This is a genomic window from Micromonospora sp. CB01531 (assembly GCF_001905095.1).
Classification (GTDB): domain Bacteria; phylum Actinomycetota; class Actinomycetes; order Mycobacteriales; family Micromonosporaceae; genus Micromonospora.
Map to the genome: position 1 here is coordinate 106939 of NZ_LWLS01000069.1, position 21253 is coordinate 128191.

Here is a 21253-nt window from a genome sequence, read left to right on the forward strand (position 1 = left end):
CCGCCATTCGTCTCAGCCAGGAGGTTTCCGATGGTCAGCAAGCGTGCGCTGCGCATCGTCGTCGGTCTCGCCACACTCTCGCTCGCCGTCACCGGCTGCGGACGCTCGACCAGCGGTCAGACCCCACAGGGCACTGGCGGCGCCTCGGTCGCCGCCGACGCCAAGGCCGCCGATCTGGTCCCCGCAGCCGTCAAGGAGAAGGGCGTCCTCCGGGCCGCCACCGCCGAGGGCTACCCGCCGATGGAGATGTACAAGGACGGGACCCAGGAACTCACCGGTGTCGACCCGGACCTGGCCGCGGCGATCGCCGGGCGGCTCGGCCTCAAACTGGAGATGACCAACGCCAGCTTCCCCGGCCTGATCCCCGGCCTGCAGGCCGACCGCTGGGACCTGGCGATGTCCTCGATGAGCGACACCGAGGAACGCCGCAAGGCTGTCGACTTCGTCGACTACTTCCAGGCCGGCGGCTCGATCATGGTGGCCAAGGGCAACCCGGCCGGGGTGAAGGACCTGGCGGACCTGTGCGGCCGGGCCGTCGTGCTCGCCAAGGGCAGCTCCAACCTCGCCATCGGCGAGAAGCAGAACACCTCGTGCGCCAAGAAGATGACCATCTCGCAGAGCGAGGACGCCCCGACCGGCCTGCTGCAGATCGACGCCGGACGCGCCGTGGCCACCATCGTCGACTACCCCGTGGCCAAGATGCTGGCCCAGCAGAGCGGCAAGTACGACGTCCTGGAGGCCCAGTACGAGGCCGGCCCGTGGGGCATCGCGATCGACAAGAAGGACAGCCAGCTGCGCGACGCCGTGCACAAGGCGCTCCAGGAGCTGATCGACTCGGGCGAATACACCAAGCTCCTCGAGAAATGGGGCGTGCAGGGCAGCGCCGTCAAGGCCGCGACGGTCAACGACCAGAAGTGAGCACACCGGTGGACGCGACCGCCGAAGGCCCGGGCCAGGCCACGCCCGCCGGCCCGGAGACACCGGAGGCGAACCGGATCAGCCACCCGCTGCGGCCCGGGCGCTGGCTGGCCGCCGGGGCGATCACCCTGATCCTGGCCTGGCTGGCCTGGACCATCGCGGTCAACCCGAACCTGCACTGGGACATCGTCGTCAAGTACCAGCTCGACCGGGTCATCCTGGACGGGCTCTGGGTCACCATCCAGCTCACCGTCGCCGCCATGGCGATCGGCGTGGCGCTCGGCGTCATCGTCGCGCTGATGCAGGTCTCCGACAGCCGCATCCTGCGCACCGGCGCCATGGCCTACGTCTGGTTCTTCCGCGGCACGCCCCTGCTGGTGCAGCTGATCTTCTGGTTCAACATCGCGCTGATCTTCCCCGAGATCGGGCTGGGCGTGCCGTTCGGCGGCCCGAAGCTGGTGACGTGGGAGACCAACACCCTGGTCACCGGCTTCGTGGCGGCGCTGCTCGGGCTGAGCATCAACGAGGGCGCCTACATGAGCGAGATCGTCCGAGCCGGCCTGCGCGCGGTCGATCCCGGCCAGCAGGAGGCCGCCGCGGCGTTAGGCATGTCCCGCATGAAGATCATGAAGCGAGTCGTGCTGCCCCAGGCGATGCGGATCATCGTCCCGCCGACCGGCAACCAGTTCATCTCCATGCTGAAGACCACCTCGCTGGTCTCGGTCATCGCCGGCGCCGACCTGCTCACCGTCGCCCAGCGGCTCTACCTGACCAACTTCGAGGTGATCGCCCTGCTGATCGTCGCGTCCATCTGGTACCTGGTCCTGACCACCGTCGCCAGCATCGGCCAGTACTTCCTGGAACGCCGGTTCAGCCGCGGCTTCGGCGCCACCACCCTGGGCACGCTGCGGGGACGGATCGCCCGCAACCTGCGCCCAATCGGGAGCACGCGATGACCCCGCCGATGGTGCAGTGCCGATCCCTGCGCAAGAGCTTCGGACGCCTGGAGGTTCTGCGCGGCATCGACCTGACCATCGAACGCGGCCGGGTGGTCTGCGTGGTCGGCCCGTCCGGCTCCGGCAAGTCCACCCTGCTGCGCTGCCTCAACCACCTCGAGGAACCGCAGGCGGGCCGGATCTACGTCGACGGCGAACTGATCGGGTACGAGGAGCGCGACGGCCGGCTGCGGCCGCTGCCGGACGTGCGACTGCGCCGGCAGCGCGAGTCGATCGGCATGGTCTTCCAGCGTTTCCACCTGTTCCCGCACCGCACCGCCCTGGAGAACGTGATGGAGGGCCTGGTCGCGGTCAAGGGCGTCCCGTCGGCCGACGCCCGGCGGCGCGCCGCCGACCTGCTCGACCGGGTCGGGTTGGCCGCCCGCGCCCACCACTACCCGGCCCAGCTCTCCGGCGGGCAGCAGCAGCGGGTGGCCATCGCCCGCTCGCTGGCCATGTCGCCGAAGCTGATGCTCTTCGACGAGCCGACCTCGGCGCTGGACCCGGAACTGGTCGGCGAGGTGCTGGAGGTGATGAAAGACCTCGCGGCCAGCGGCATGACCATGATCGTGGTGACCCACGAGATGGGCTTCGCCCGCGAGGTCGGCGATCACCTCATCTTCATGGACGAGGGCCTGATCGTCGAACAGGGCCCACCCCGCGAGGTGCTCGCCGCGCCGCGCCACGACCGTACCCGCGCCTTCCTGTCGAAGGTGCTCTGATGGCGCGGCTCGACCTGCTGATCACCGGCGGCACCGTGATCGACGGCACCGGCTCGCCGGGCCGACCCGCCGACGTGGGCGCGCGGGACGGGCGGATCGTGCTGCTGCCACCGGGCAGCCGCGCCACCGCCGCCGAGGTGGTCGACGCGACCGGGCTGGTCGTCACGCCGGGCTTCATCGACGTGCACACCCACTCCGACCTGCTCGCCGGCGACGACCAGCAGCGCGAGGTGCTGCGGCAGGCGCCGCTGCGCCAGGGCGTCACCACCGAGATCTGCGGCAACTGCGGGATCAGCCCCTTCCCGATCCCGCCCGACCGCGACGGGCCCGTGCGGGAGTTGATCGCCGCGACCTTCGGCCCGCCCGCGTCGGCGTACGCGTCGTTCGCCGAATTCGCCCGCGCGCAGGGCGTGGCCCGACGCAACCATCTCGCCGCCCTCGTCGGGCACGGCACGCTGCGCGCCGCGGTGGTCGGCTTCGCCCAGCGACGCGCCGCGCCCGAGGAAACCCGGCGGATGTGCGAGCTGCTCGACGCGGCGCTCGCCGCGGGCGCAGCCGGCCTGTCCACCGGGCTGATCTACTCCCCGGGCGTCAACGCCAGCACCGACGAGGTCATCGCCTTGGCCCGGGTGGCGGCCGCGCACGGCAAGCCGTACGTGACCCACCTGCGCGACGAGATGTCCCAGGTCGAGTCCGCCCTCGAGGAGGCGATCGAGATCGCCACCGTCGCCGGGTCGGCGCTGCAGGTCTCGCACCACAAGACGGCAGGGCGGCGCGCCTGGGGTGCCACCGTCCGCACCCTCGCCCGACTGGAGCGGGCCCGCACCGATGGGCTGGACGTGGCCTGCGACGTCTACCCCTACACTGCCGGCAGCACCGCCCTGCATGCGATGCTGCCGCCGTGGCTGATCGCCGACGGGGTACCGGCGATGCTCGCCGCCGCAGCCGAACCGGCGGTCCGCGACCGGATCCGCCACGACCTGGTCGCCGGTGTGCCCGGCTGGGAGAACACCGTCGGCAACGGCGGCTGGGACCTGATCCGCGTCGCGTCCGCCCCGAAGAACCCCGCCACCCAGGGCCAGACCATCGCCGACCTGGCCGCCGCGCACGGCGTCGACTCGGTCGACTACGCCTGCGACCTGCTCGCCGCCGAACGCGGCGACGTCACCATCCTCAGCCACTCTATGCACGAGGACGACGTACGCCGGGTGCTGGCCAGCCCGCTGACCATGCTGTGCTCCGACGGCGTACCGAAGGGGGGCCGCCCCCACCCACGGTGGGCGGGCAGCTTCGCCCGCGTGCTCGGCCACTACGTGCGCGACGTGGGACTGCTGGACCTGACCGAGGCGGTGCACAAGATGACGGCAATGCCCGCCCGCCGCTTCGGCCTGCCGGACCGCGGGCTGCTCGCCGACGGGTACACCGCAGACCTGGTGGTCCTCGACCCGCAGCGGATCGCCGACGGCGCCACCTACGACGAGCCGCTGGCGCCGCCGCGCGGGGTGCGGTGCGTGGTGGTCGGCGGCCAGGTTGTCGTGGACGGCGATACGGTCACCGAGGCCCGACCGGGCCGGGTGCTGGCCGTACCGGATCGAGCTGGGCCGGGGCGGCCGTGAGCGCGGCCGGCGGCGGCCCGGCGGTGCGGGTCGGGGCGATGGTGCGGCGGCTGGACGACGGCCACGCCCTCTCCGTCGACCCCGACCTGGTCCTGCCGCTGGCCAGCGTCGGCAAGGTGCTGCTCCTCGGCGAGGTGGCCCGGCGGCTCGCCGACGGCACGCTCAGCCCGACCCAGCCCGTCGAGCTGCGCGACGACGACCGGGAAGTCGGCGGGACCGGCCTGATCGGCCAGCTGTCACCCCAACACTGGACGGTCGCCGACCTGGCCAGGGCAGTCGCCGCCGTCAGCGACAACGCCGCCACCAACGCCCTGCTGCGGCTGGTGACGCTGGACGCCGTGCGGCAGCTGGCCTACCGCGCCGGATTACGGCACACCACCATGCACGACCGGATCCGCGCCGAGCGCGGTCCGGGCGTACCGGAGACCTTCGCCAGCGGCACCGCCCGCGAGCTCTGCGCCTTCCTCACCGACGTGGCGACGGGGACCTGGCAGGGCCCGCAGGCGTGTCGGCTGCTGCGCGGCTGGCTCGCCGGAAACACCGACCGCACGATGGTCGCCGACTCGATCGGCCACGACCCGTGGTCGAGCGACGGGGTCCGGGTGGCGAACAAGACCGGCACCGACACCGGCGTACGCGCCGACACTGGCATCGTGGCCGGCCAGCACATCGTCGTCTACGCCGTGATCGCCGCGTTCGAGCCCGGGGCCGAACGGGCCGCCATGGCCGAACTACGGCGCTGGGGCACGGCCGTCGACCGGCTCGCCGGACCCCACCGCCCCGACAGCTCCTGACTCAGCTCCACCGCCGCGTCGGTCAACCGCTCGACGAACCTGCCGACCACCGGGTTGGGGTTGCCGGGGCGCAACGCCACCCCGATCTCCCGATGCAGGCTGGCGTGGGCGAGCTGCCGCACCGCCACCCCACCCGGATTACGCAGGCCCAGCGACGGCACCAGCGCCACGCCGACCCCGGCCCGCACCAGGCCCAGCACCACCTCGTAGTGGTCGCTGCGGCATCGGATCCGCGGCGCGAACCCCTCGGCCCGCGCCGCCAGCTCCAGCACCGACACCTCACCCTGCACGCCGAGGGTGGTGATCCACGGCTCGGTCGCAAGGTCGCCCAGCTGCAGCCGCCGCCGGCCAGCGAGCGGATGCTCGGCCGGGAGCACCACCAGCTGCGGATCCACCATCAGCGGCTCGACCCTCGCGTAGGGCAACTCCTGGGCCGGACTCAGCGGATGGTCGAAGACCACCACCAGGTCCAGCTCACCCTGCTGCAGGCGGGGCAGCAGCTCGTGCGGCTGACCCAGGATCAGCGCCAGCTCGACCTGCGGATGGTCCCGGGTGAAGCTCGACAGCGCGCGCGGCAGCAGCTCCGTGCCGGCGGTGGCGAAGAACCCGATCCGCAGCAGTCCGCGGCGGCCCTCCCCGTGCGCGGACAGCTCGTCGCGGGCCGCCGACATCAGATCGGCGATCTGCTGCGCGTAGTCCGCCAGGCGCTGGCCCGCGACGGTGAGCCGCAGGCTCCGCGGCCCCCGGTCCACCAGCGCCACCCCGGCCTCCTGCTCCAGGGTGGCGAGCTGGTGGGAGACCGCGGACGGGCTCAGCCCCAGCTGCTCGGCCGCGGCGACGATCGTGCCGTGCCGCGCGATCTCCAGGACGACCTGCAGGCGTGCGGTGTTGAACATCGGCGGCTGCCTTCCCTGCTCAGCGGCGTGCGGTCAATCGTCGACCTCCGCCGGGCCCACACTCTCGCATGCCGGCCGCGCCCGCGGCAGGGCCGATGACGCGTCGCGCGGCCTAGGCATAGTCAGCCGTCGGCGGGGGTAGAAGGACGTCACTGCACAGCAGTTGGGTCTGGGGCGACACCGCCTCACCCCGCACGGGTCGATCCGCGCCGGCTGGAAGCCCAGCCATCGGTGCTACCCGCTGGCGATGCGATGCGACCCGATCACCGCATTCGAAGGAGGGCGGCTGATCATGATTTTCCAGGGTGGATCCGTTCGTCGACGGCGGGCGCTGGCTGCGCTGCGCAGCCCCGGCGCCCAGAACTGGCGGCCGTTCGCGCCGGCCTGTTCCCGGGCGTGGCACGGGCGTGCCGTCCGCCGAATCGGGTGATCGACATGTCCGCTGTGTCCGCGCCCCGAAGGGCGCTCACCGTCCCGTCGGTACCTCGCGGGTACGTGCAGTACCTGCAGACCCGGCTGCTGGAGGCCGAAGCCGGCCTGACCGCGATGACCGACAGGTACGAGCGGACGAAGGCGCGCTTCGACCGCTGCTACGCCCGTCGGGGCATTACCCCGGAGGCCGACATCGTCAACTACAGCAACGCCAAGGCGATGAACCCGGAGCTGAAGTTCTGGTACGCCAAGGTCGAGCACTTCCAGCGGGAGGTGGCCGCCCACGGGGCGGTGCTGACCGGACTCGACGCCGCGCGCCGGATGCTCAGTGACGACGGCTACCGCGTCCCCGAGTACGGGCGCTCGCGCAACAGCCGACGCGGCCTGAACCGCGTCAGCTGACGATCCGCAGGGCCACCTCTTCCGTCCTGGGCGCCCACCGAGTTGCCGAAGCACGCGTTGTTGTGCACGGCCATGATGGTGTCCTCGTTCGGGTTGTACGGCTGCCCGCTGCTCTACTGCCGCGGGTAGAAGTGGATCTTCGCGTTGCCGGAGGTCACCGCCGTCGGCCGGTGTCGTAGTAGTTGTTGGTCAGCTTCTCGGCCCGGAAGGGGTCGAGCTTGCAGATCCGTGTGCGGTGCTGGCTGCGTCGGTCACGCCGCGTGCCGTGCCGGGCGATCTCCAGGACGACCTGCCGGCGTGCGGTGTTGAATATCGGCGGCTGCCTTCCCTGGTCAAAGGCGGTGGGGTCGGCTGGACCTCCGCCCGGCCCACACTCTCGCACGCCCGCCCCGCCCGGCTCCGCGCTGCCTACCGCGGCCTGGGAACGTCGGACCGGATCGCGCTGATGTCGCCGGCCACACCGCGCGGCCGGTCAGTCGAGGCAGAACTCGTTGCCCTCTGGGTCGGCCATCACGATGTGACCGGCGCCGAGCGGGGGAGCGGGCTCGTGGCGCCCGAGCCGGGTGGCGCCGCGGAAGACCAGCCGATCGGCCTCCGCCTCCAGGGCCGCCATCCGTGCCTCGCCTTCGAGCCCGGGAGCGGCTCGCACATCGAGATGCACGCGGTTCTTGACCTGCTTGCGCTCCGGCACCCGCTGGAAGAACAACCGCGGTCCGACGCCCTCGGGGTCGACCACCGCCGAGGCGTCGTTGCGGCGCTCGGGCGGCACGCCCATCGCCTCCAGGGCCTGCTCCCACGACTCGAAGCCCTTGGGCGGGTCCTGCACCCGGTAGCCGAGGGCGTCGGCCCAGAACGCCGCCAACCCGGCCGGGTCGGCGCAGTCAAAGGTGATCTGTACGTCGTGGGCCATCTCAGTTCGCCTCTCGTCGGGTCTCTTCGTGAGTGTGCTGGTAGAGGTCGCGGAGCAGGCACACCTCGGCCAGATGGTGGATCAGCTCGCGGTTGATGTGCAGCACCAGCGCGGCCAGGGGACGCCCGGCGTACGGGCCCTCCGCCTCCCCGCACGAGCGAGCGAGGCCGGCTTCGCCGAGGGACTCGACCCCGGCCAGCCACGTGGCGTACTCCGCGTCGAGCTGGGCCAGCGCCGCGGCCGCGGTCGTGGCGTACTCGAACGACTGGTAGTCGGTGGGCGCGCGACCGAAGTGCGCGGCGTTGCGTACCGCGAGCACGCCGACGATCACGTGCCCGAGCCGCCAGGCGATCGTCGTGAACGGTGGCGGGTCGGGCTGCGGCATCGCGAAGTCGATGGTCATCGTGCCGCACCCGGCCTGCACCGGTGCGGCGCCGCTGCCGCGCGGGCGCACGCTCCAACAGCCGGGCGCCGGCTCCCAGAAGTACTCGTCGTCGGTGAGTCCGTCGATGCGCTCACGCAGTTGGGTGGTCCAGTGCCAGGCGAGCTGGTCCCGGAGCAGGGCGTTCCAGGTCTGGTCGGTCATGGTGCCAGCCTCACGCAGATAGCGGACAGGATCGTTCCGTGGTCCGTGGGACGATGAGCGCGTGAGCGTGGAAGCGACGACCGAGCGGGTGCTGCGGCTGCTGGCGCTGCTGCAGCGGCGGCCGTCCTGGACCGCCGCCGAACTCGCCGCCGAGCTGGGGGTTACTGACCGCTCCGTGCGCCGCGACGTGGAGCGGCTGCGCGCCCTCGGCTACCCCGTGCACGCGACGGCGGGCGTCGGCGGCGGCTACCAGCTCGGCGCGGGCACCCGGCTGCCGCCGCTGCTCCTCGACGACGAGGAGGCGACCGCGACGGCGGTGTCCCTGCGGCTGGCGGCCGGGGGCACGGTCGCCGGCGCGGGCGAGGCGGCCCTGCGGGCGCTCGCGAAGCTCGACCAGGTGATGCCGCCCCGGCTGCGCGCCGAGGTGCGGGCGGTGCACGCCGCCACCGAGACCCTGGTCGACCCCGGGGTCGAGATCGACGCGGAGCTGCTGGTGACGCTCGCGCGGGCCTGTCGCGACGCCGTGCGGGTGCGGTTCCGCTACGCCGGCCGCGACGGCGGGGACCGTGAACGCACGGTCGAACCGGTGCGGATGGTCACCACCGGCCGCCGCTGGTACCTGATGGCCTGGGACGTCGACCGAGACGACTGGCGCACCTTCCGGCTGGACCGGATGCGCGAGGTGGTGGCGACGACCTGGCGCTTCCGGGCGAGGGAGCACCCCGACCCGGTCGCCTACGTGCAGCGGTCCGTGACCGAGGCGCCGTACCGGTATCTCGCCCGGGTGCGGGTGCACGCCCCGCCCGACCGGGTGCGGGAGCTGGTGCCACCCCAGGTGGGGCGCGTCGAGGACGACGCCGACGGGTGGTGCGTGCTCGTCGTCGGCGGCGACAACCTGGACTGGCTCGCCGTGCGGGTGGCCGGGCTGGGCTTCGAGGCGGAGATGCTGGAGCCTCCGGAGCTGCGGGAAGCGGCCGCCCGGCTCGCCCGCCGCCTCGTGGCGATGGCCGGGATCAGTCGATGAGCTGCTGTCCGCTGCCGGATCGCAGCCAGTACCGGTAGCCCGAGCCGGCAGCGGAGGAGGCGGATGCCCGCGCACCCACCTCCTCCAGCGTACGAGCGCCGTGCCCGCACGGTGGGTCAGCGGCTGAGCCGCTGGTAGCGGCGGACGGCCAGCGGCGCGACCAGCACGATGATCAGCAGCGGCCAGCCGAGCGCCAACGGCAGCGGATGCTGCGCCGCCCACGACTCGCCGCCGATGCCCGGGTTGCCGAACAGCTCCCGCGCGGCCGCGACGGTGGCGGACAGCGGATTCCACGCGGCCACCGCACCCAGCCACCGCGGCAGCAGGTCCGGGGCGACGAAGACGTTGGACAGGGCAGTGAGCGGGAAGGCCAGCGGGAACACGATCACCGCGACCGTGTCCGGGTTCGGCACGAGCAGGCCGAACAGGATGCCCACCCAGGTGAGCGCGAGCCGTAGCAGCAGGATCAGGCCCACCGCCGCCAGCGCGTCGCCCACCCCGTTGCGCCACCGCCAACCCACGAGCAGGCCGCAGACCACCAGCGTGGCCAGTTCCAGCACGGCCCGGGCGAGATCGGCGCAGGCCCGCCCGGTGAGCAGCGCGGACCGGGCCATCGGCATGGACCGGAACCGGTCGACCACGCCACGGCTGGCGTCGAGCGCGACCGCCGACGCGGTCGCGCCGAGGCCGTAGAGCATCGTCATCACGAACACGCCGGGCAGCAGGAACTCCCGGTAGTTGCCGTTGCCGGGCACCGCCATGCCGCTGCCGAACACGTAGCCGAAGACGAGCACGAACATGACCGGCAGGCTGAAGTAGAGGATGATCTCGTGGGGCGACCGGACCACGTGGCGCATGTTCCGCCCGGCCATCACCCAACCGTCGGCCACCGCCCAGCCGAGCCGGACCAGCGGACCGGCGGGCGACCGCACCTCGGTGTGTTCCGCCGCACCGCGCCGTGAGTCGACTGCCGTCCTCATGCCGCCACCTCCTCCCGGGTACCGGCCGACCGGTGCCCGGTGAGCCGTAGGAACGCCTCGTCCAGGGTGGGCCGGCGCAGGACGACGTCCTCGACCGCCACACCGTGCTCCTGCAGCGCCCGCATGACGTCGGCGAGCGCGCCGATCCGGTCCACGACGGGCGCGCTGAGCTGCCGGATCTCCACGTCCACGGACACCGGCCCGCCGGTGATCCGTTCGACGATGCCGGCGGCGGCCGGCAACTGCGCGGCGTGCCGGACCACCAGCTCGATCCGGTCCTCGCCGATCCGGGCCTTCAGCTCGGCCGAGGTGCCCTCGGCCACCACCCGGCCGGCGTCCACCACCGAGATCCGGTCGGCCAGCTGGTCCGCCTCCTCCAGGTACTGCGTGGTGAGCAGCACCGTGGTGCCGTCCGCGACGAGCGACCGGACCGCCTCCCACAGGCCGTTTCGGCTGCGCGGGTCCAGCCCGGTGGTGGGCTCGTCAAGAAACAGCACCCGCGGCGTGGTGATCAGGCTGGCGGCGAGGTCGAGCCGCCGGCGCATCCCACCGGAGTACGCCCCGGCCGAGCGGTCCGCGGCGTCGGCGAGCCCGAACTGGTCGAGCAGCTCGTCGGCCCGACGCCGGGCCGCCCGCGCCGGCAGGTGCCGCAGTCGGCCGAACAGGATCAGGTTCTGCCGCCCGCTGAGGATCTCGTCGACCGCGGCGTACTGCCCGGTCAACCCGATCAGCGCGCGGACCCGATCGGGGTGCCGGGCCACGTCGTACCCGGCCACCCGCGCGTGCCCGGCGTCGAAGCGCAGCAGGGTGGCCAGGATCCGCACCGCGGTGGTCTTGCCCGCGCCGTTCGGGCCGAGCAGTCCACAGACCGTGCCGGCCGGCACAGCCAGGTCGAACCCGTCGAGGGCCGGCGTGCCGCCGTACGACTTGCGCAGCCCCTCGGCGACGACGGCTGATGTCTCGTAGGTCATGCCGGCAGCCTGGCTGGGCACGCTGACCGGCCGCGCACCGTCCGCTGACGGCGGCTGTGCCCGCCGTCAGCGCCCGTCCAGCAGCGCGAGCGCGTGCTCCCGGCCCAGCCCGGCGCCCCGGGCGAAGACCCGCTCGAACGTCCCGTCCCCGAGCTGCGCCCGGGCGGCCGCCGCCACCGGCGCCGCCTGCGCCGCCTCGCCGGCGCCGGTACCGCGCAGCAGCGCCGACACCGACCCGAGCAACAGCGCCGCCCGCTCGGCCTCACCGCGCCGCAGCACCGGCCCGACCAGGCCCTCCACCGCGGCGCCGACGGTCGGCACGTCCCACACCCCGAGGGTCGCGCCCAGCACCTCCCGGTAGCGGGCGCGGGCCGTCGGCGCGTCCCCGACCGCGTCGGCAATCTGTCCGAGCGCGACCGACGCCGCCAGCCGCACCACCTCGGCGCCGAACCAGCCGGCCGGGCACTCCGCCACCGCCTGCTCGCACAGCTGCCGGGCCCGGTCCAGGTCACCGCTCCGCCGGGCGATCTCGCCGAGCCCGTAGTGGGCCGCGGCGACCAGCTCCGGCGCCCCGGCCGGTTGCGCGACCTCCACGACCCGGTGGTAGTCGGTGCCCGCCCCGTCCAGGTCACCGGCCCCGAGCCGCCCGTCCGCCCGGGTACGCAGCAGTTCGGCCAGGTCGAGCGCCGAGCCGAGGTCACGCGCCAACCGCAACGCCTCCGCCATCGGTTCGGCGGCCGCCGCGGAATCCCCGACCCGGTAGGCACCCTCGGCGAGCGTGCTGAGGACCAGGATCATGCCCCACCGTTCGCCGATCGCGCGGAAACCGTCGAGGGCGACCGCAAGCTCCGCGCGGGCCTCGTCGTACCGGCCGTTGAACAGCCACAACATAGCCAGCCCGAGCGACCCCAGGGCCTGGCTCCACGGGTCACTGTCGAGCAACCCGTCCCGCCGCTGCGCGAGCAGCGACATCCGCTCCTGTGACGGGGGACCGGCGGTCATTCCGGACAGGTAGAGCAGGAACGGGTACGCGGGCGGCCGGCCCAGACCCCAGAGGATGTCGCTGGCCGTCAACGGGTCCGCGCTGCCGCAGCCGCTCACCGCGGCAACCAGCAGGCAGAGCGCGTACTCCTCGGCGAGCCCCGGCGGCGGGGCGCCGAGCCGGTCGACGAGCCGCCCGGCCAGCGCGGCGGCCTCGGCCCGCAGGCCCCGCAGCCACCAGTAGAACGACAGGGCGGCGACCAGCCGCAACGCGACGGCGGTGTCGTCACCCGCCACCGCCCGGCGCAGCGCGGCGAGCAGGTCGTCTCGGTCGGCGTCCAGCCGCCGCAGCCAGTCCAGCTGCGCCGCACCCCGCAACCCGACGTCGCCCGCCCGAGCGAGGTCAAGGAAGTACGCCGCGTGCGCGTGGCGCAGCCGGTCGACCTCGCCCGCCTCGCCGAGCCGCTCGGCCGCGAACGCGCGCACCGTCTCCAACATGCGGAAACGCCCGTCGGTCGCGTCCACCAGCGACTTCTCCACCAGGCCGGTCAGCACGTCGAGCACGTCCGCGCCCACCGGCGCGCAGACCCGCTCGATGGCCGCCAGGTCGGCGCTGCCGGCGAACACGCTCAGCCGGCGCGCCAGCCGCCGCTCCGGCTCGTCCAGCAGATCCCAGCTCCACCGCACCACCGCCCGCAACGTCTGGTGCCGCGGCTCGGCCACCCGGCTGCCCCGGTTCAGCAGCCGGAACCGGTCGTCCAGCCGGGCCGCCACCTCCGCCACCGGCAGCGCCCGCAACCGCGCTGCGGCCAGCTCGACCGCCAGCGGCAAACCGTCGAGGGTACGGCAGATCCGCAGCACCGCCGCGACCGTGCTCGCGTCCACCGCGAACCCCGGCGCCACGTCGGCGGCGCGGTCCGCGAACAGCCGCACTGCGGCGTACTCACGGGCCAACTCGGGCGGGACGCTGCCGGACGGCACCGGCAGCCCGACCACCGGGCAGAGCGCCTCACCGGTCACGCCGAGCGGTTCCCGGCTGGTGGCCAGGACGCGGACCATCGGGGCGGCCCGCAGGAGCCGGGCGGTGAGCCGGGCCGCGTCGGCCACGACATGCTCGCAGTTGTCGAGCAGGAGCAGCAGCCGGCGGTCGGCGAGCGCCGCGACCAGCCGGTCGGTGACGTCGCGGGGCCCGCCCGGCACGCGCAGCGTGGCGTCGCGCAGGTCGAGCGCGGCCAGCACCGCCGGGGCGACCTCCGCACCGGCGGGCACCGCGGCCAGCTCGACCAGGCATACCTCGCCGCCGTGCCGGGTGGCGGCCTCGAGGCCCAACCGGGTCTTCCCGACGCCGCCGGGGCCGTGCAGCGTGACCAGCCGAGCCTCGCCGAGCAGCTTGCCGAGGCGGCGCAGTTCCTCCTCCCGGCCCACGAAGCTGCTCACCTGGCCGGGCAGCGAGGGCAGCCGGGGCGGGGCCACCTCGGCGCGGGGTTCGACCTCGTCACGCAGCAGGGTCGCGTGCAACGCGACCAGCTCGGCGGACGGATCGGCGCCCAGTTCGTCGGCGAGCACCCGACGAAGGCCCGCGAAGGCGGTGAGCGCCTCGGCCCGGCGGCCGTCGGCGTGCAGCACGCGCATCAGCTGGCCGTGCAGCCGCTCCCGCAACGGGTGCGCGGCCACCAGCTCCCGCAGCTCAGCCACCAGTGTCCCGACGGCAGACGATCCGGGCGCCAGCCGCAGCTCCGCCTCGATCCGGTCCTCCGTCGCAGCCAGCCAGCGATCCCGCAGCCGCGCCGCCTGCGCCGCGGCGAACGGCGCCTCCGGCACATCCGCCAGCGGGTCCCCGCGCCACAACGCGAGCGCCTCGCGCAGCAGGTCGGCGGCTCGGCGCGGATCACCGCCGCCGAGCGCGGCCCGCCCCGCGTCGGCCAGGCGGACGAACCGGTGCACGTCGACGTCCTCCGGGTCGACCGCCAGCCGGTAGCCCGCCGGGTGGAACTCGACCGGGCCGACCGGCCCGGTCGACAGCACCTGGCGCAGCCGGGACACCTGCGACTGCAGCGCGTTCGGCACGCCGGCCGGCGGGTCGGCGCCGTAGAGGCCGTCGATCAGCCGCTCCCGCGGCACCACCCGCCCGGCGTCGAGCAGCAACAGCACCAGCAGCGCACGCAGCCGCGGCCCGCCGACGGTCAGCCGGCGACCGTCGGCGGTATACACCTCGGTCGCGCCCAGGATGCCGAACCGCACGGCGTCGATTGTCGCTCAGGCGTTCCTGGTCGGTCACCGCCCACCGGGTCGGGTCCACCTGCGAAATGCGCAGGTGCGTCGAGCGCGGCCCCAATCGACTCCGTCAAATAGCATGGCGCTCATGGTCGCAACCCCGTGGCCGCGCCGCCCCTACCGGCGTCCCCGCCTCGCCGGACCCTGCCACCACCGTCCCACCAACCAGAGCGCCGCTCGATGACGGACCCCGTCGCCGGCTTCTCCCGCCCGGCCGGATGGTGGCTGCGCATCGTGTTCGGAATCATCGGGCTGGCCGCCCTCGTCCTCGGCTACATCGGCTTCGAGCGCCTGCTCGCGATACGGCCGGAGACCGCCCACGACCCGTACGACGTGCTCTACTACGACCTGCAGCTCTTCGTCCTCAGCGCCGAGCCCTTCCAGAACGCCGGCCCCTACCCGTGGCAGCTGCAGGTCGCCCGGTTCGCCGCCCCGCTGTTCACCCTCCTCGCCGTGGCCGAGACCGGCCGGCTGCTGCTGGCCGCCGAGATCCGCCGCCTGCGCGCCCGACGAGCCCGCGATCACGTACTGGTCTGCGGCGACTCCCAGTTCGCCCACATGCTCGCCGACCGGCTCTTCGCCGACGGCGAACGCGTTGTCGTGGTGCGCTCCGAACCCTTCGGACCGCTGGAATACCGCCGGCGCCGCTATCTCGGCGTCGTCGGCGACCCGACCAGCCCGGAAGTGCTGCGCGGCGCGGGGCTGCCCCTGGCCCACACCATCTACGCCTGCACCGACGACGCCGACCGCAACCACGCGATCGCCAACACCGCCAGCCGACTCGTCCAGGACCGGCGGCAACCACCTCGGGTCTACGTGCAGGTCCACGACCCCGAGATGTGCCTGTCCCTGCAGGCCCGACGACTCGGTGCCGCCGGATCCAGCCGATTACGACTGGACTACTTCCACGTCGACGACGTCGCCGCCCGCGCACTGCACCGCTACCACCCACTGCCACCCGCGACCGGCCGACCGGCCAGGGTCCTCATCGCCGGCACCGGCGCATTCCGCCGAGCCCTCCTGGTGGAAACCGCCCGGCACTGGGGAGCCTGCCGCGCCGACACCCCTCCCGGTCACCTCGTCACACCCCTGCGAGTGGACCTCGTCGCCCCGGACGCCAGCATCGAACTGGCCCTCGCGGCGTCCCGCTACCCGTTCCTGACCAGCGTCTGCCAGCTCGCCGCGTACAACCTGGACCTTGACCGCCTCGTCGAGCTCGACCAGCTCGAACGCGACCACTACGACCGCATCTACATCTGCGCGCCGGAGGAGACCAGCGGCCTGCAGTTCGTGCTGGACACGCCCGCCCTCTGGCAGGGCGCGGAGAGTTCCGTCTTCGTACCGGTCTATCGGCAGGCCGCGCTCGCCGCCGCCTTCCACGGCGACTCCCGCCACGACCTCCTCGACGAGGTGCACGGCAAGCTCCGCCTCTACCCGGTGCTGACCCGCGCCTGCGACGCCCGACTGATCGCCGAGGACCTCACCGAACGGCTGGCCCGGCTGATCCACGACCGCTACCTGCAAGCCCAGCAGCGCGCCGGCGTACGCACCGGCGACGCGCCGGCGATGGTGGACTGGTCACGACTGCCCGAGTCACTGCGGCGAGCCAACCGGGCCCACGTCCAGGACATCGCCGCCAAGCTGTTGAACCTCGGCTGCGTCGTGGCACCCCGGCACGGCAGCACCGGCGACGCCTCCGCCGCCGGGCTGGCCATCGACGACCGGATCGAGGAACTCGCCCGCCTCGAGCACGAACGGTGGTGCCGGGAACGACGAGGAGAAGGCTGGACATACGGCGAACCCCGCGACGACGCCCGGCGGCGGCACCCGGCGCTGCGACCGTGGGACGAGCTGACTCCCGAGGTCCAGGAGCAGAACCGCGAGGAGATCCGGGCGCTGCCCGACGTGCTGTCCGACAACGGGTTCGAGCTGATCCGGCTGGCACCCGCGGTGCCCGCACAGCGGAGGGGACCGGGGAATGTCCGCTGATTCCGTACCGGTGCGCGTCGGCATCACCGGGCACATCAACCTGACCCGCGCCACCGAGGGTCTCGTCGCCGACGCGCTCCGCGTCGAGCTACGCCGGATCAGTGACCGGCCGGTGCACGGCGTCACCTGCCTGGCGGCCGGCGCCGATCAGGTCTTCGCACGCACGATTCTGGCCACCGGCGGCACGTACGAGGTGATTCTGCCGGCTCGGGACTACCGGACCGCCGTGATCGACCCCGCGAACCGGGCCGCCTTCGACGAACTGCTGGCCCGGGCGGTCGAGGTCATCCACACCGGGTACGACCGCTCAGGCACCGCCGCCTACGTGGCGGCCAACCGGGAACTGGTGCGACGGGTGCAGCGACTCGTGGCGGTGTGGGACGGCGAACCCGGCTGCCACGCGGCGTCGACGGACCGGACGATCGACTGGGCGCTGGCGCACGGCATCCCCACCACGATCCTCTGGCCCGACGGCGCCGCTCGGCTGGATTGACGGGTCGGCGCCTGCGGGCTGCCGGTGCCGTGCCACGGAGCAGGACTGTTGCCCCAGCGTTCACAAGTTCCGGCATTGGCCTGCGCGGCGGGCGGTCCGCGTCTGATGCTTGGCACCACGGTCACGCGACCACCGGCCCTCCCGGGGCGGGACGTGTCTCAGCCGAGGGGAGGCGGGGTGGCGACCTACACGTACCGATGTTCCCGGCACGGCGACTTCGCGGCGTCGTTCCCGATCGGCGAGGCCGCTGCCCGGGTCCCCTGTTCCGTGTGCGGCAGCGACGGCGTCAGAGTTTTCTCCGCGCCGCTGCTCGTCCGCACGCCACGCCGGTTGACCGCAGCCATCGACCGGGCGGAGCGGAGTGCGGAGAAGCCGGACGTGGTGTCGGCGATTCCTGGCGGGCAGCAGGCGACCCGGCGCCCGGTCAACCCCCGCCAGGCTCGCCTCCCGCGGCCGTGAGAGCGGGCCCGAACCGCGCGGACGGCACATGCTGAAGGGAAAGCGGCTATGCCCGAACTGTTGTTCCCCCTGGACTCGACCAGGAGTTTCACCGACCAGGATAAGGTCGGCCACAACAGATGGCACCCTGACATCCCGCCCGCGGTCACCGTCCGGCCCGGCCAATCGTTCCGCGTGCACTGCCGCGAGTGGTTCGACGGCGCCATCCACAACGACGACTCGGCGGTGGACGTGCGGGACGCGCCCCTGTCGAAGGTCCACGCCCTCAGTGGGCCGTTCGCGGTGCAGGGCGCCGAGCCCGGCGACCTGCTCGTGGTCGACATCCTCGACGTCGGCCCCATCCCGCAGGAGGACTCGGGCCCCCTCGCCGGCCAGGGCTGGGGATACACCGGCATCTTCCCCAAGCGCAACGGCGGAGGCTTCCTCACCGACCAGTTCCCTGACGCGTACAAGGCGATCTGGGACTTCACCGGGCAGAAGGCGACGTCGCGGCACATCCCGGGAGTCGCGTTCACCGGGATGATCCACCCCGGGCTGATGGGCACCGCCCCCTCCGCGAAGCTGCTAGCGAAGTGGAACGAGCGGGAAGGGGCGCTGCGGGCCACCGACCCCGACCGGGTGCCGCCCCTGTCGCTGCCGCCCGAGCCGCGGGACGCGATCCTCGGGACGCTCACCGGCGCCGACTTCGACCGGGTGGCGGCGGAAGCGGCGCGTACGGCGCCGCCTCGGGAAAATGGCGGGAACCAGGACATCAAGAACCTCACCAAGGGTTCCCGGGTCTTCTATCCGGTCTACGTGCCAGGTGCCAACCTGTCCGTCGGCGACCTCCATTTCTCCCAGGGCGACGGGGAGATCACCTTCTGCGGCGCCATCGAAATGGGCGGCTTCATCGACCTGCACGTCGACCTCATCAAGGGCGGCATGAGCACCTACGGCGTCTCGGAGAACGTCATCTTCCTGCCGGGAAACACCAACCCGCAGTACTGCCAGTGGCTGGCCTTCTCCGGCATCTCCGTGACGCTGGACGGGGAACAGCGCTACCTCGACTCCCAGCTGGCGTTCCAGCGCGCCTGCCTCCATGCCATCGACTACCTGACCACATTCGGTTATACGTCGGAGCAGGCCTACCTGCTTCTCGGCGCCGCGCCCATCGAGGGACGGTTCTCCGGGGTGGTGGACATTCCGAACTCCTGCGCCACCGTCTACCTCCCGACCGAGATCTTCGACTTCGACGTACGGCCGTCGGCCGGCGGACCGGCCAGGATCGATGCAGGCCGGGGCGCGCCGAAGGCAACCTTCTAGGCGCGAGCGGGAACGCACCACTCGGCCTGTCCAGGATCGCCCACGGCCTCATCGTCTGGCTGGCTGCCTGGCCACCACCTCAACCGGTCGAGCCGGCCGGCCTGGTCATGTTGCTTGGACAACGGTCGGGATCGACCGGGGTAGCCGGTCCCGGCCGGGTGTAGCAATCGCAACGTTCGTGCGCCATCACGTAGATCTAGGTGGTGAGGCAGGTCACCGACTTGGAAAACTGTACCGTCCGGACGGTACAGTTTCGGCATGGTGATGAACGGTGTGGTGACCGTGCGCGTCCCAGGAAGGCTGCCGGGTCGACGCCGGTGGGCCGCGCTGGTGGTGCTGGTGGGCTCGGTCCTGCTGCTGGCGATCGACGGCACGGTGCTCTACCTGGCAGTGCCGTCACTCACCCGCGACCTCGCACCCACGGCGACCCAGATCCTGTGGATCGGTGACGTGTACTCGCTGGCCCTAGCGGGGCTGCTGGTCACCGCCGGGACGCTCGCCGACCGCATCGGCCGTAAGAAGGTGCTGCTCACGGGTAGCGCGGCGTTCGGCGTGGCCTCGGTGTTGGCGGCATTCTCCACCAGCGCGGAGATGCTGATCGGCGCCCGTCTGCTGCTGGGCGTGGCCGGTGCTGCGATCATGCCCTCGACGCTGTCGATCATCCGGGACTTGTTCCCCGCCGCACGCGAGCGGACGAGGGCGATCGCGATCTGGGGGGCCGGCTCGGGCGGCGGCCTGGCGCTGGGCCCGCTGGTCGGCGGTGCGCTGCTGGACCACATCTGGTGGGGCTCGGTGTTCCTGGTCAACGTGCCGGTCGTGGCCGTGTTCCTGGTCGCTGGGGCCGTGCTGCTGCCGGAGTCGCGCGATCCAGCCCCCGGGCGCTTCGATCTCCTGTCGGCTGGGTTGTCGGTCGCGGCGATCACGCCGCTGGTCTACGCGATGAAGCACGCGGTCGACCGTGGCATCGACGCGTGGACCGTGTTGTCCGTGCTGGTCGGCCTCGCTGCGGGTGTCCTGTTCGTCCTGCAGCAGCGCCGGGCCAGGACGCCGGTGATCGACGTGACCTTGTTCCGCAACCCCGCGTTCAGCGGCGCGGTGCTGGCCAACGTCATCGCAATCTTCGCGCTCACCGGCCTGTTGTTCTTCTTCTCCCAGTACCTCCAGCTGGTACGCGGCTTCGACCCGCTCCAGGCCGGGTTGGCGGAGATGCCCATGGCGATCGCCATGACCCTGGTCATCGGGGTGATCGGCCGGACCGTGGCCCGGCTGGGCGTTGGCCGCGCAGTGGCCGCCGGGCTGCTCGTCGCCGCGATCGGGCTGCTCCTGGTCGCTGCGGCAGAGGACGCGGATCACTACCTTTGGCTGGCGCTGGCTCTGCTGCCGATCGGGCTGGGCGTGGGACTGGCGATGACGCTGACCGTCGACGCGGTCGTCTCGGCGGTCCCGCGGCACCGGGCCGGCGCGGCATCGGCCATCGCCGAGACCGCATACGAACTCGGCGTTGTGCTCGGCATCGCGGTCCTAGGCTCCGTGATGGCCCTGCGCTACCGGACCAGCCTGGACGTGCCCGACGCCGCCCGCCCCGCGGTCGAGGAGTCGGCGGCCTCCGCGCTGGCCATGCTCGACCCGGCGTCCGACCTCGCGAGAGCCGTACGAGAGGCGTTCATCGAGGCCATGCAGACCACCTCGGTGATCGCCGCCGTGATCACCGCAGTGGCGGCCCTCGTCGCCTGGCGCACGATCCCGTTCGGTAAGAAGGACGACACGGTGGGCACCATGAGCACGCCGGGAGGGGATTGAGCATGGCGCGCAAGGCTGGGCGCACGCCGGAGGAGACCCGCCGGGCGCTGCTTGACGCAGCTGGCGCGGCCATCCGCACCCGCGGGGCCTCCGTCAGTCTGGACGAGATCGCCCGCGAGGCGGGGGTGTCCAAGGGCGGGTTGCTCTACCACTTCCCGACCAAGGACGCCCTCGTGCACGCCCTCGCCCACGACCTGCTCGAGACATTCCGGGCCGAGGTGTCGGCCGCCGCCGACCCCACCGACCAAGCCCCCGGCAGACTCACCCGCGCCTACATCAGGGCCTGCCTGGCCTCCCCGCCCGACGAGACCGCACTCCGCGAGAGCATCGCCCTCGTGACCCAGCTCAACAGCCTGCCCGAGATCGCCGACCTCGCCCGCGCCGACGCCCGCCGATGGAACGAGCAACTACGTGCCGACGGCCTGCCCGAACACGTACTGTCCCTGGTCATCGCGGCCGCCGACGGGGCGAGCACCGCCCCGCTGTGGGGCGGCGGCGTGTCCGACGCCCGCCAACTGGAAGCCCAACTCAACCGGCTCACCCTCGACCAGGAACTCTGGCGGCACCTGCAGCCCGACCCACACGCCAGCGATCGCGGCCCCGAGGCAACCCGGTAGACGTCCGCGGAACTCTTCTAACGCGCGGACCGCAGACGTCGAGCGGCGGAGTCAGGCCGCAACTGAATCTCGTGGCCCACCCACGTTCGCCA

General features: G+C 72.8%; 20 protein-coding genes. 13 read left to right on the plus strand and 7 right to left on the minus strand.

Translation table 11 applies throughout. The features are described 5' to 3' along the window. Positions 1 to 30 precede the first annotated feature (30 nt). From A6A27_RS18185 to A6A27_RS18205, 5 genes are read left to right on the plus strand one after another with little or no spacing between them, the layout of a single operon-like run. Entirely contained in the window at positions 31 to 918 is an 888-nt protein-coding gene (locus A6A27_RS18185; RefSeq protein WP_073835807.1) for an ABC transporter substrate-binding protein, read from the plus strand. Continuing rightward, positions 915 to 1874, plus strand: coding sequence for an amino acid ABC transporter permease (locus A6A27_RS18190; protein WP_241825319.1), 960 nt, complete (start codon positions 915 to 917; stop codon positions 1872 to 1874). The genes A6A27_RS18185 and A6A27_RS18190 overlap by 4 nt, the downstream gene beginning before the upstream one ends. After that, positions 1871 to 2635, plus strand: a complete 765-nt coding sequence (locus A6A27_RS18195; protein ID WP_274534557.1) for an amino acid ABC transporter ATP-binding protein — start codon at positions 1871 to 1873, stop codon at positions 2633 to 2635. Before A6A27_RS18190 ends, A6A27_RS18195 begins: the two co-directional genes overlap by 4 nt. Further along, complete coding sequence (locus A6A27_RS18200) at positions 2635 to 4251, plus strand: N-acyl-D-amino-acid deacylase family protein (RefSeq protein ID WP_073835808.1); 1617 nt, start codon at positions 2635 to 2637, stop codon at positions 4249 to 4251. The genes A6A27_RS18195 and A6A27_RS18200 overlap by 1 nt, the downstream gene beginning before the upstream one ends. Next, entirely contained in the window at positions 4248 to 5045 is a 798-nt protein-coding gene (locus A6A27_RS18205; protein ID WP_073835809.1) for a serine hydrolase, read from the plus strand. The genes A6A27_RS18200 and A6A27_RS18205 overlap by 4 nt, the downstream gene beginning before the upstream one ends. Here the strand turns inward: A6A27_RS18205 and A6A27_RS18210 are convergent. Next, complete coding sequence (locus A6A27_RS18210) at positions 4928 to 5941, minus strand: LysR family transcriptional regulator (protein ID WP_073835810.1); 1014 nt, start codon at positions 5939 to 5941, stop codon at positions 4928 to 4930. The genes A6A27_RS18205 and A6A27_RS18210 overlap by 118 nt on opposite strands. 435 nt (positions 5942 to 6376) lie before the next feature. On the opposite strand from A6A27_RS18210, the gene A6A27_RS18215 reads away from it, so the two are divergent. After that, a complete protein-coding gene (locus A6A27_RS18215; protein WP_143194058.1) occupies positions 6377 to 6775 on the plus strand; it encodes a hypothetical protein in 399 nt (132 codons plus the stop codon). A gap of 154 nt (positions 6776 to 6929) precedes the next feature. Here the strand turns inward: A6A27_RS18215 and A6A27_RS18220 are convergent, their stop codons facing one another. From A6A27_RS18220 to A6A27_RS18230, 3 genes are all read right to left on the minus strand, one after another. Beyond that, entirely contained in the window at positions 6930 to 7157 is a 228-nt protein-coding gene (locus A6A27_RS18220) for a hypothetical protein (RefSeq protein ID WP_073835812.1), read from the minus strand. 90 nt (positions 7158 to 7247) lie between these two features. After that, the gene (locus A6A27_RS18225; RefSeq protein WP_073835813.1) at positions 7248 to 7685 is read right to left on the minus strand and encodes a VOC family protein; all 438 of its coding nucleotides are present in this window, start codon (positions 7683 to 7685) and stop codon (positions 7248 to 7250) included. Position 7686: 1 nt separating this feature from the next. Next, positions 7687 to 8271 (minus strand): DinB family protein, encoded by a 585-nt coding sequence (locus A6A27_RS18230; RefSeq protein ID WP_073835814.1) that lies wholly within the window; start codon positions 8269 to 8271, stop codon positions 7687 to 7689. A 61-nt stretch (positions 8272 to 8332) separates the two neighbouring features. On the opposite strand from A6A27_RS18230, the gene A6A27_RS18235 reads away from it, so the two are divergent. Continuing rightward, on the plus strand, positions 8333 to 9295 hold the full coding sequence (locus A6A27_RS18235) for a helix-turn-helix transcriptional regulator (RefSeq protein WP_073835815.1): 963 nt from the start codon (positions 8333 to 8335) through the stop codon (positions 9293 to 9295). 116 nt (positions 9296 to 9411) lie between these two features. Here the strand turns inward: A6A27_RS18235 and A6A27_RS18240 are convergent, their stop codons facing one another. The 3 genes from A6A27_RS18240 to A6A27_RS18250 form a co-directional block, all read right to left on the minus strand. Then, the gene (locus A6A27_RS18240; RefSeq protein WP_083672677.1) at positions 9412 to 10167 is read right to left on the minus strand and encodes an ABC transporter permease; all 756 of its coding nucleotides are present in this window, start codon (positions 10165 to 10167) and stop codon (positions 9412 to 9414) included. A 104-nt stretch (positions 10168 to 10271) separates the two neighbouring features. Then, positions 10272 to 11246, minus strand: a complete 975-nt coding sequence (locus A6A27_RS18245; RefSeq protein ID WP_073835855.1) for an ATP-binding cassette domain-containing protein — start codon at positions 11244 to 11246, stop codon at positions 10272 to 10274. Positions 11247 to 11312: 66 nt separating this feature from the next. After that, positions 11313 to 14468 (minus strand): BTAD domain-containing putative transcriptional regulator, encoded by a 3156-nt coding sequence (locus tag A6A27_RS18250; protein ID WP_073835817.1) that lies wholly within the window; start codon positions 14466 to 14468, stop codon positions 11313 to 11315. A 213-nt stretch (positions 14469 to 14681) separates the two neighbouring features. Here A6A27_RS18250 and A6A27_RS18255 point away from each other — a divergent pair, with 213 nt between their 5' ends. The 6 genes from A6A27_RS18255 (at position 14682) to A6A27_RS18280 (ending at position 21161) form a co-directional block, all read left to right on the plus strand. Next, positions 14682 to 16490, plus strand: a complete 1809-nt coding sequence (locus A6A27_RS18255; RefSeq protein ID WP_073835818.1) for a RyR domain-containing protein — start codon at positions 14682 to 14684, stop codon at positions 16488 to 16490. After that, positions 16480 to 16983: a hypothetical protein gene (locus tag A6A27_RS18260; protein WP_073835819.1), complete on the plus strand. Its 504-nt coding sequence runs from the start codon at positions 16480 to 16482 to the stop codon at positions 16981 to 16983. The genes A6A27_RS18255 and A6A27_RS18260 overlap by 11 nt, the downstream gene beginning before the upstream one ends. Positions 16984 to 17160: 177 nt before the next feature. Beyond that, positions 17161 to 17442, plus strand: coding sequence for a zinc ribbon domain-containing protein (locus A6A27_RS18265; RefSeq protein WP_073835820.1), 282 nt, complete (start codon positions 17161 to 17163; stop codon positions 17440 to 17442). 48 nt (positions 17443 to 17490) lie between these two features. Beyond that, positions 17491 to 18744, plus strand: coding sequence for a formamidase (fmdA, locus tag A6A27_RS18270; protein WP_073835821.1), 1254 nt, complete (start codon positions 17491 to 17493; stop codon positions 18742 to 18744). 258 nt (positions 18745 to 19002) lie between these two features. Continuing rightward, positions 19003 to 20544 (plus strand): MFS transporter, encoded by a 1542-nt coding sequence (locus A6A27_RS18275; protein WP_083672674.1) that lies wholly within the window; start codon positions 19003 to 19005, stop codon positions 20542 to 20544. Positions 20545 to 20546: 2 nt separating this feature from the next. Further along, positions 20547 to 21161, plus strand: coding sequence for a TetR/AcrR family transcriptional regulator (locus A6A27_RS18280; protein WP_073835822.1), 615 nt, complete (start codon positions 20547 to 20549; stop codon positions 21159 to 21161). Positions 21162 to 21253 lie beyond the last annotated feature (92 nt).

What these genes read in the sequence shown, in the direction of transcription:
- A6A27_RS18185 (WP_073835807.1), top strand. Translation starts at nt 31, where the DNA reads ATGGTCAGCAAGCGTGCGCTGCGCATCGTCGTCGGTCTCGCCACACTC.
- A6A27_RS18195 (WP_274534557.1), top strand. Translation starts at nt 1,871, where the DNA reads ATGACCCCGCCGATGGTGCAGTGCCGATCCCTGCGCAAGAGCTTCGGA.
- A6A27_RS18200 (WP_073835808.1), top strand. Translation starts at nt 2,635, where the DNA reads ATGGCGCGGCTCGACCTGCTGATCACCGGCGGCACCGTGATCGACGGC.
- A6A27_RS18210 (WP_073835810.1), bottom strand. Translation starts at nt 5,941, where the DNA reads ATGTTCAACACCGCACGCCTGCAGGTCGTCCTGGAGATCGCGCGGCAC.
- A6A27_RS18215 (WP_143194058.1), top strand. Translation starts at nt 6,377, where the DNA reads ATGTCCGCTGTGTCCGCGCCCCGAAGGGCGCTCACCGTCCCGTCGGTA.
- A6A27_RS18225 (WP_073835813.1), bottom strand. Translation starts at nt 7,685, where the DNA reads ATGGCCCACGACGTACAGATCACCTTTGACTGCGCCGACCCGGCCGGG.
- A6A27_RS18230 (WP_073835814.1), bottom strand. Translation starts at nt 8,271, where the DNA reads ATGACCGACCAGACCTGGAACGCCCTGCTCCGGGACCAGCTCGCCTGG.
- A6A27_RS18240 (WP_083672677.1), bottom strand. Translation starts at nt 10,167, where the DNA reads ATGGCCGGGCGGAACATGCGCCACGTGGTCCGGTCGCCCCACGAGATC.
- A6A27_RS18245 (WP_073835855.1), bottom strand. Translation starts at nt 11,246, where the DNA reads ATGACCTACGAGACATCAGCCGTCGTCGCCGAGGGGCTGCGCAAGTCG.
- A6A27_RS18255 (WP_073835818.1), top strand. Translation starts at nt 14,682, where the DNA reads ATGACGGACCCCGTCGCCGGCTTCTCCCGCCCGGCCGGATGGTGGCTG.
- A6A27_RS18260 (WP_073835819.1), top strand. Translation starts at nt 16,480, where the DNA reads ATGTCCGCTGATTCCGTACCGGTGCGCGTCGGCATCACCGGGCACATC.
- fmdA (WP_073835821.1), top strand. Translation starts at nt 17,491, where the DNA reads ATGCCCGAACTGTTGTTCCCCCTGGACTCGACCAGGAGTTTCACCGAC.
- A6A27_RS18275 (WP_083672674.1), top strand. Translation starts at nt 19,003, where the DNA reads ATGGTGATGAACGGTGTGGTGACCGTGCGCGTCCCAGGAAGGCTGCCG.
- A6A27_RS18280 (WP_073835822.1), top strand. Translation starts at nt 20,547, where the DNA reads ATGGCGCGCAAGGCTGGGCGCACGCCGGAGGAGACCCGCCGGGCGCTG.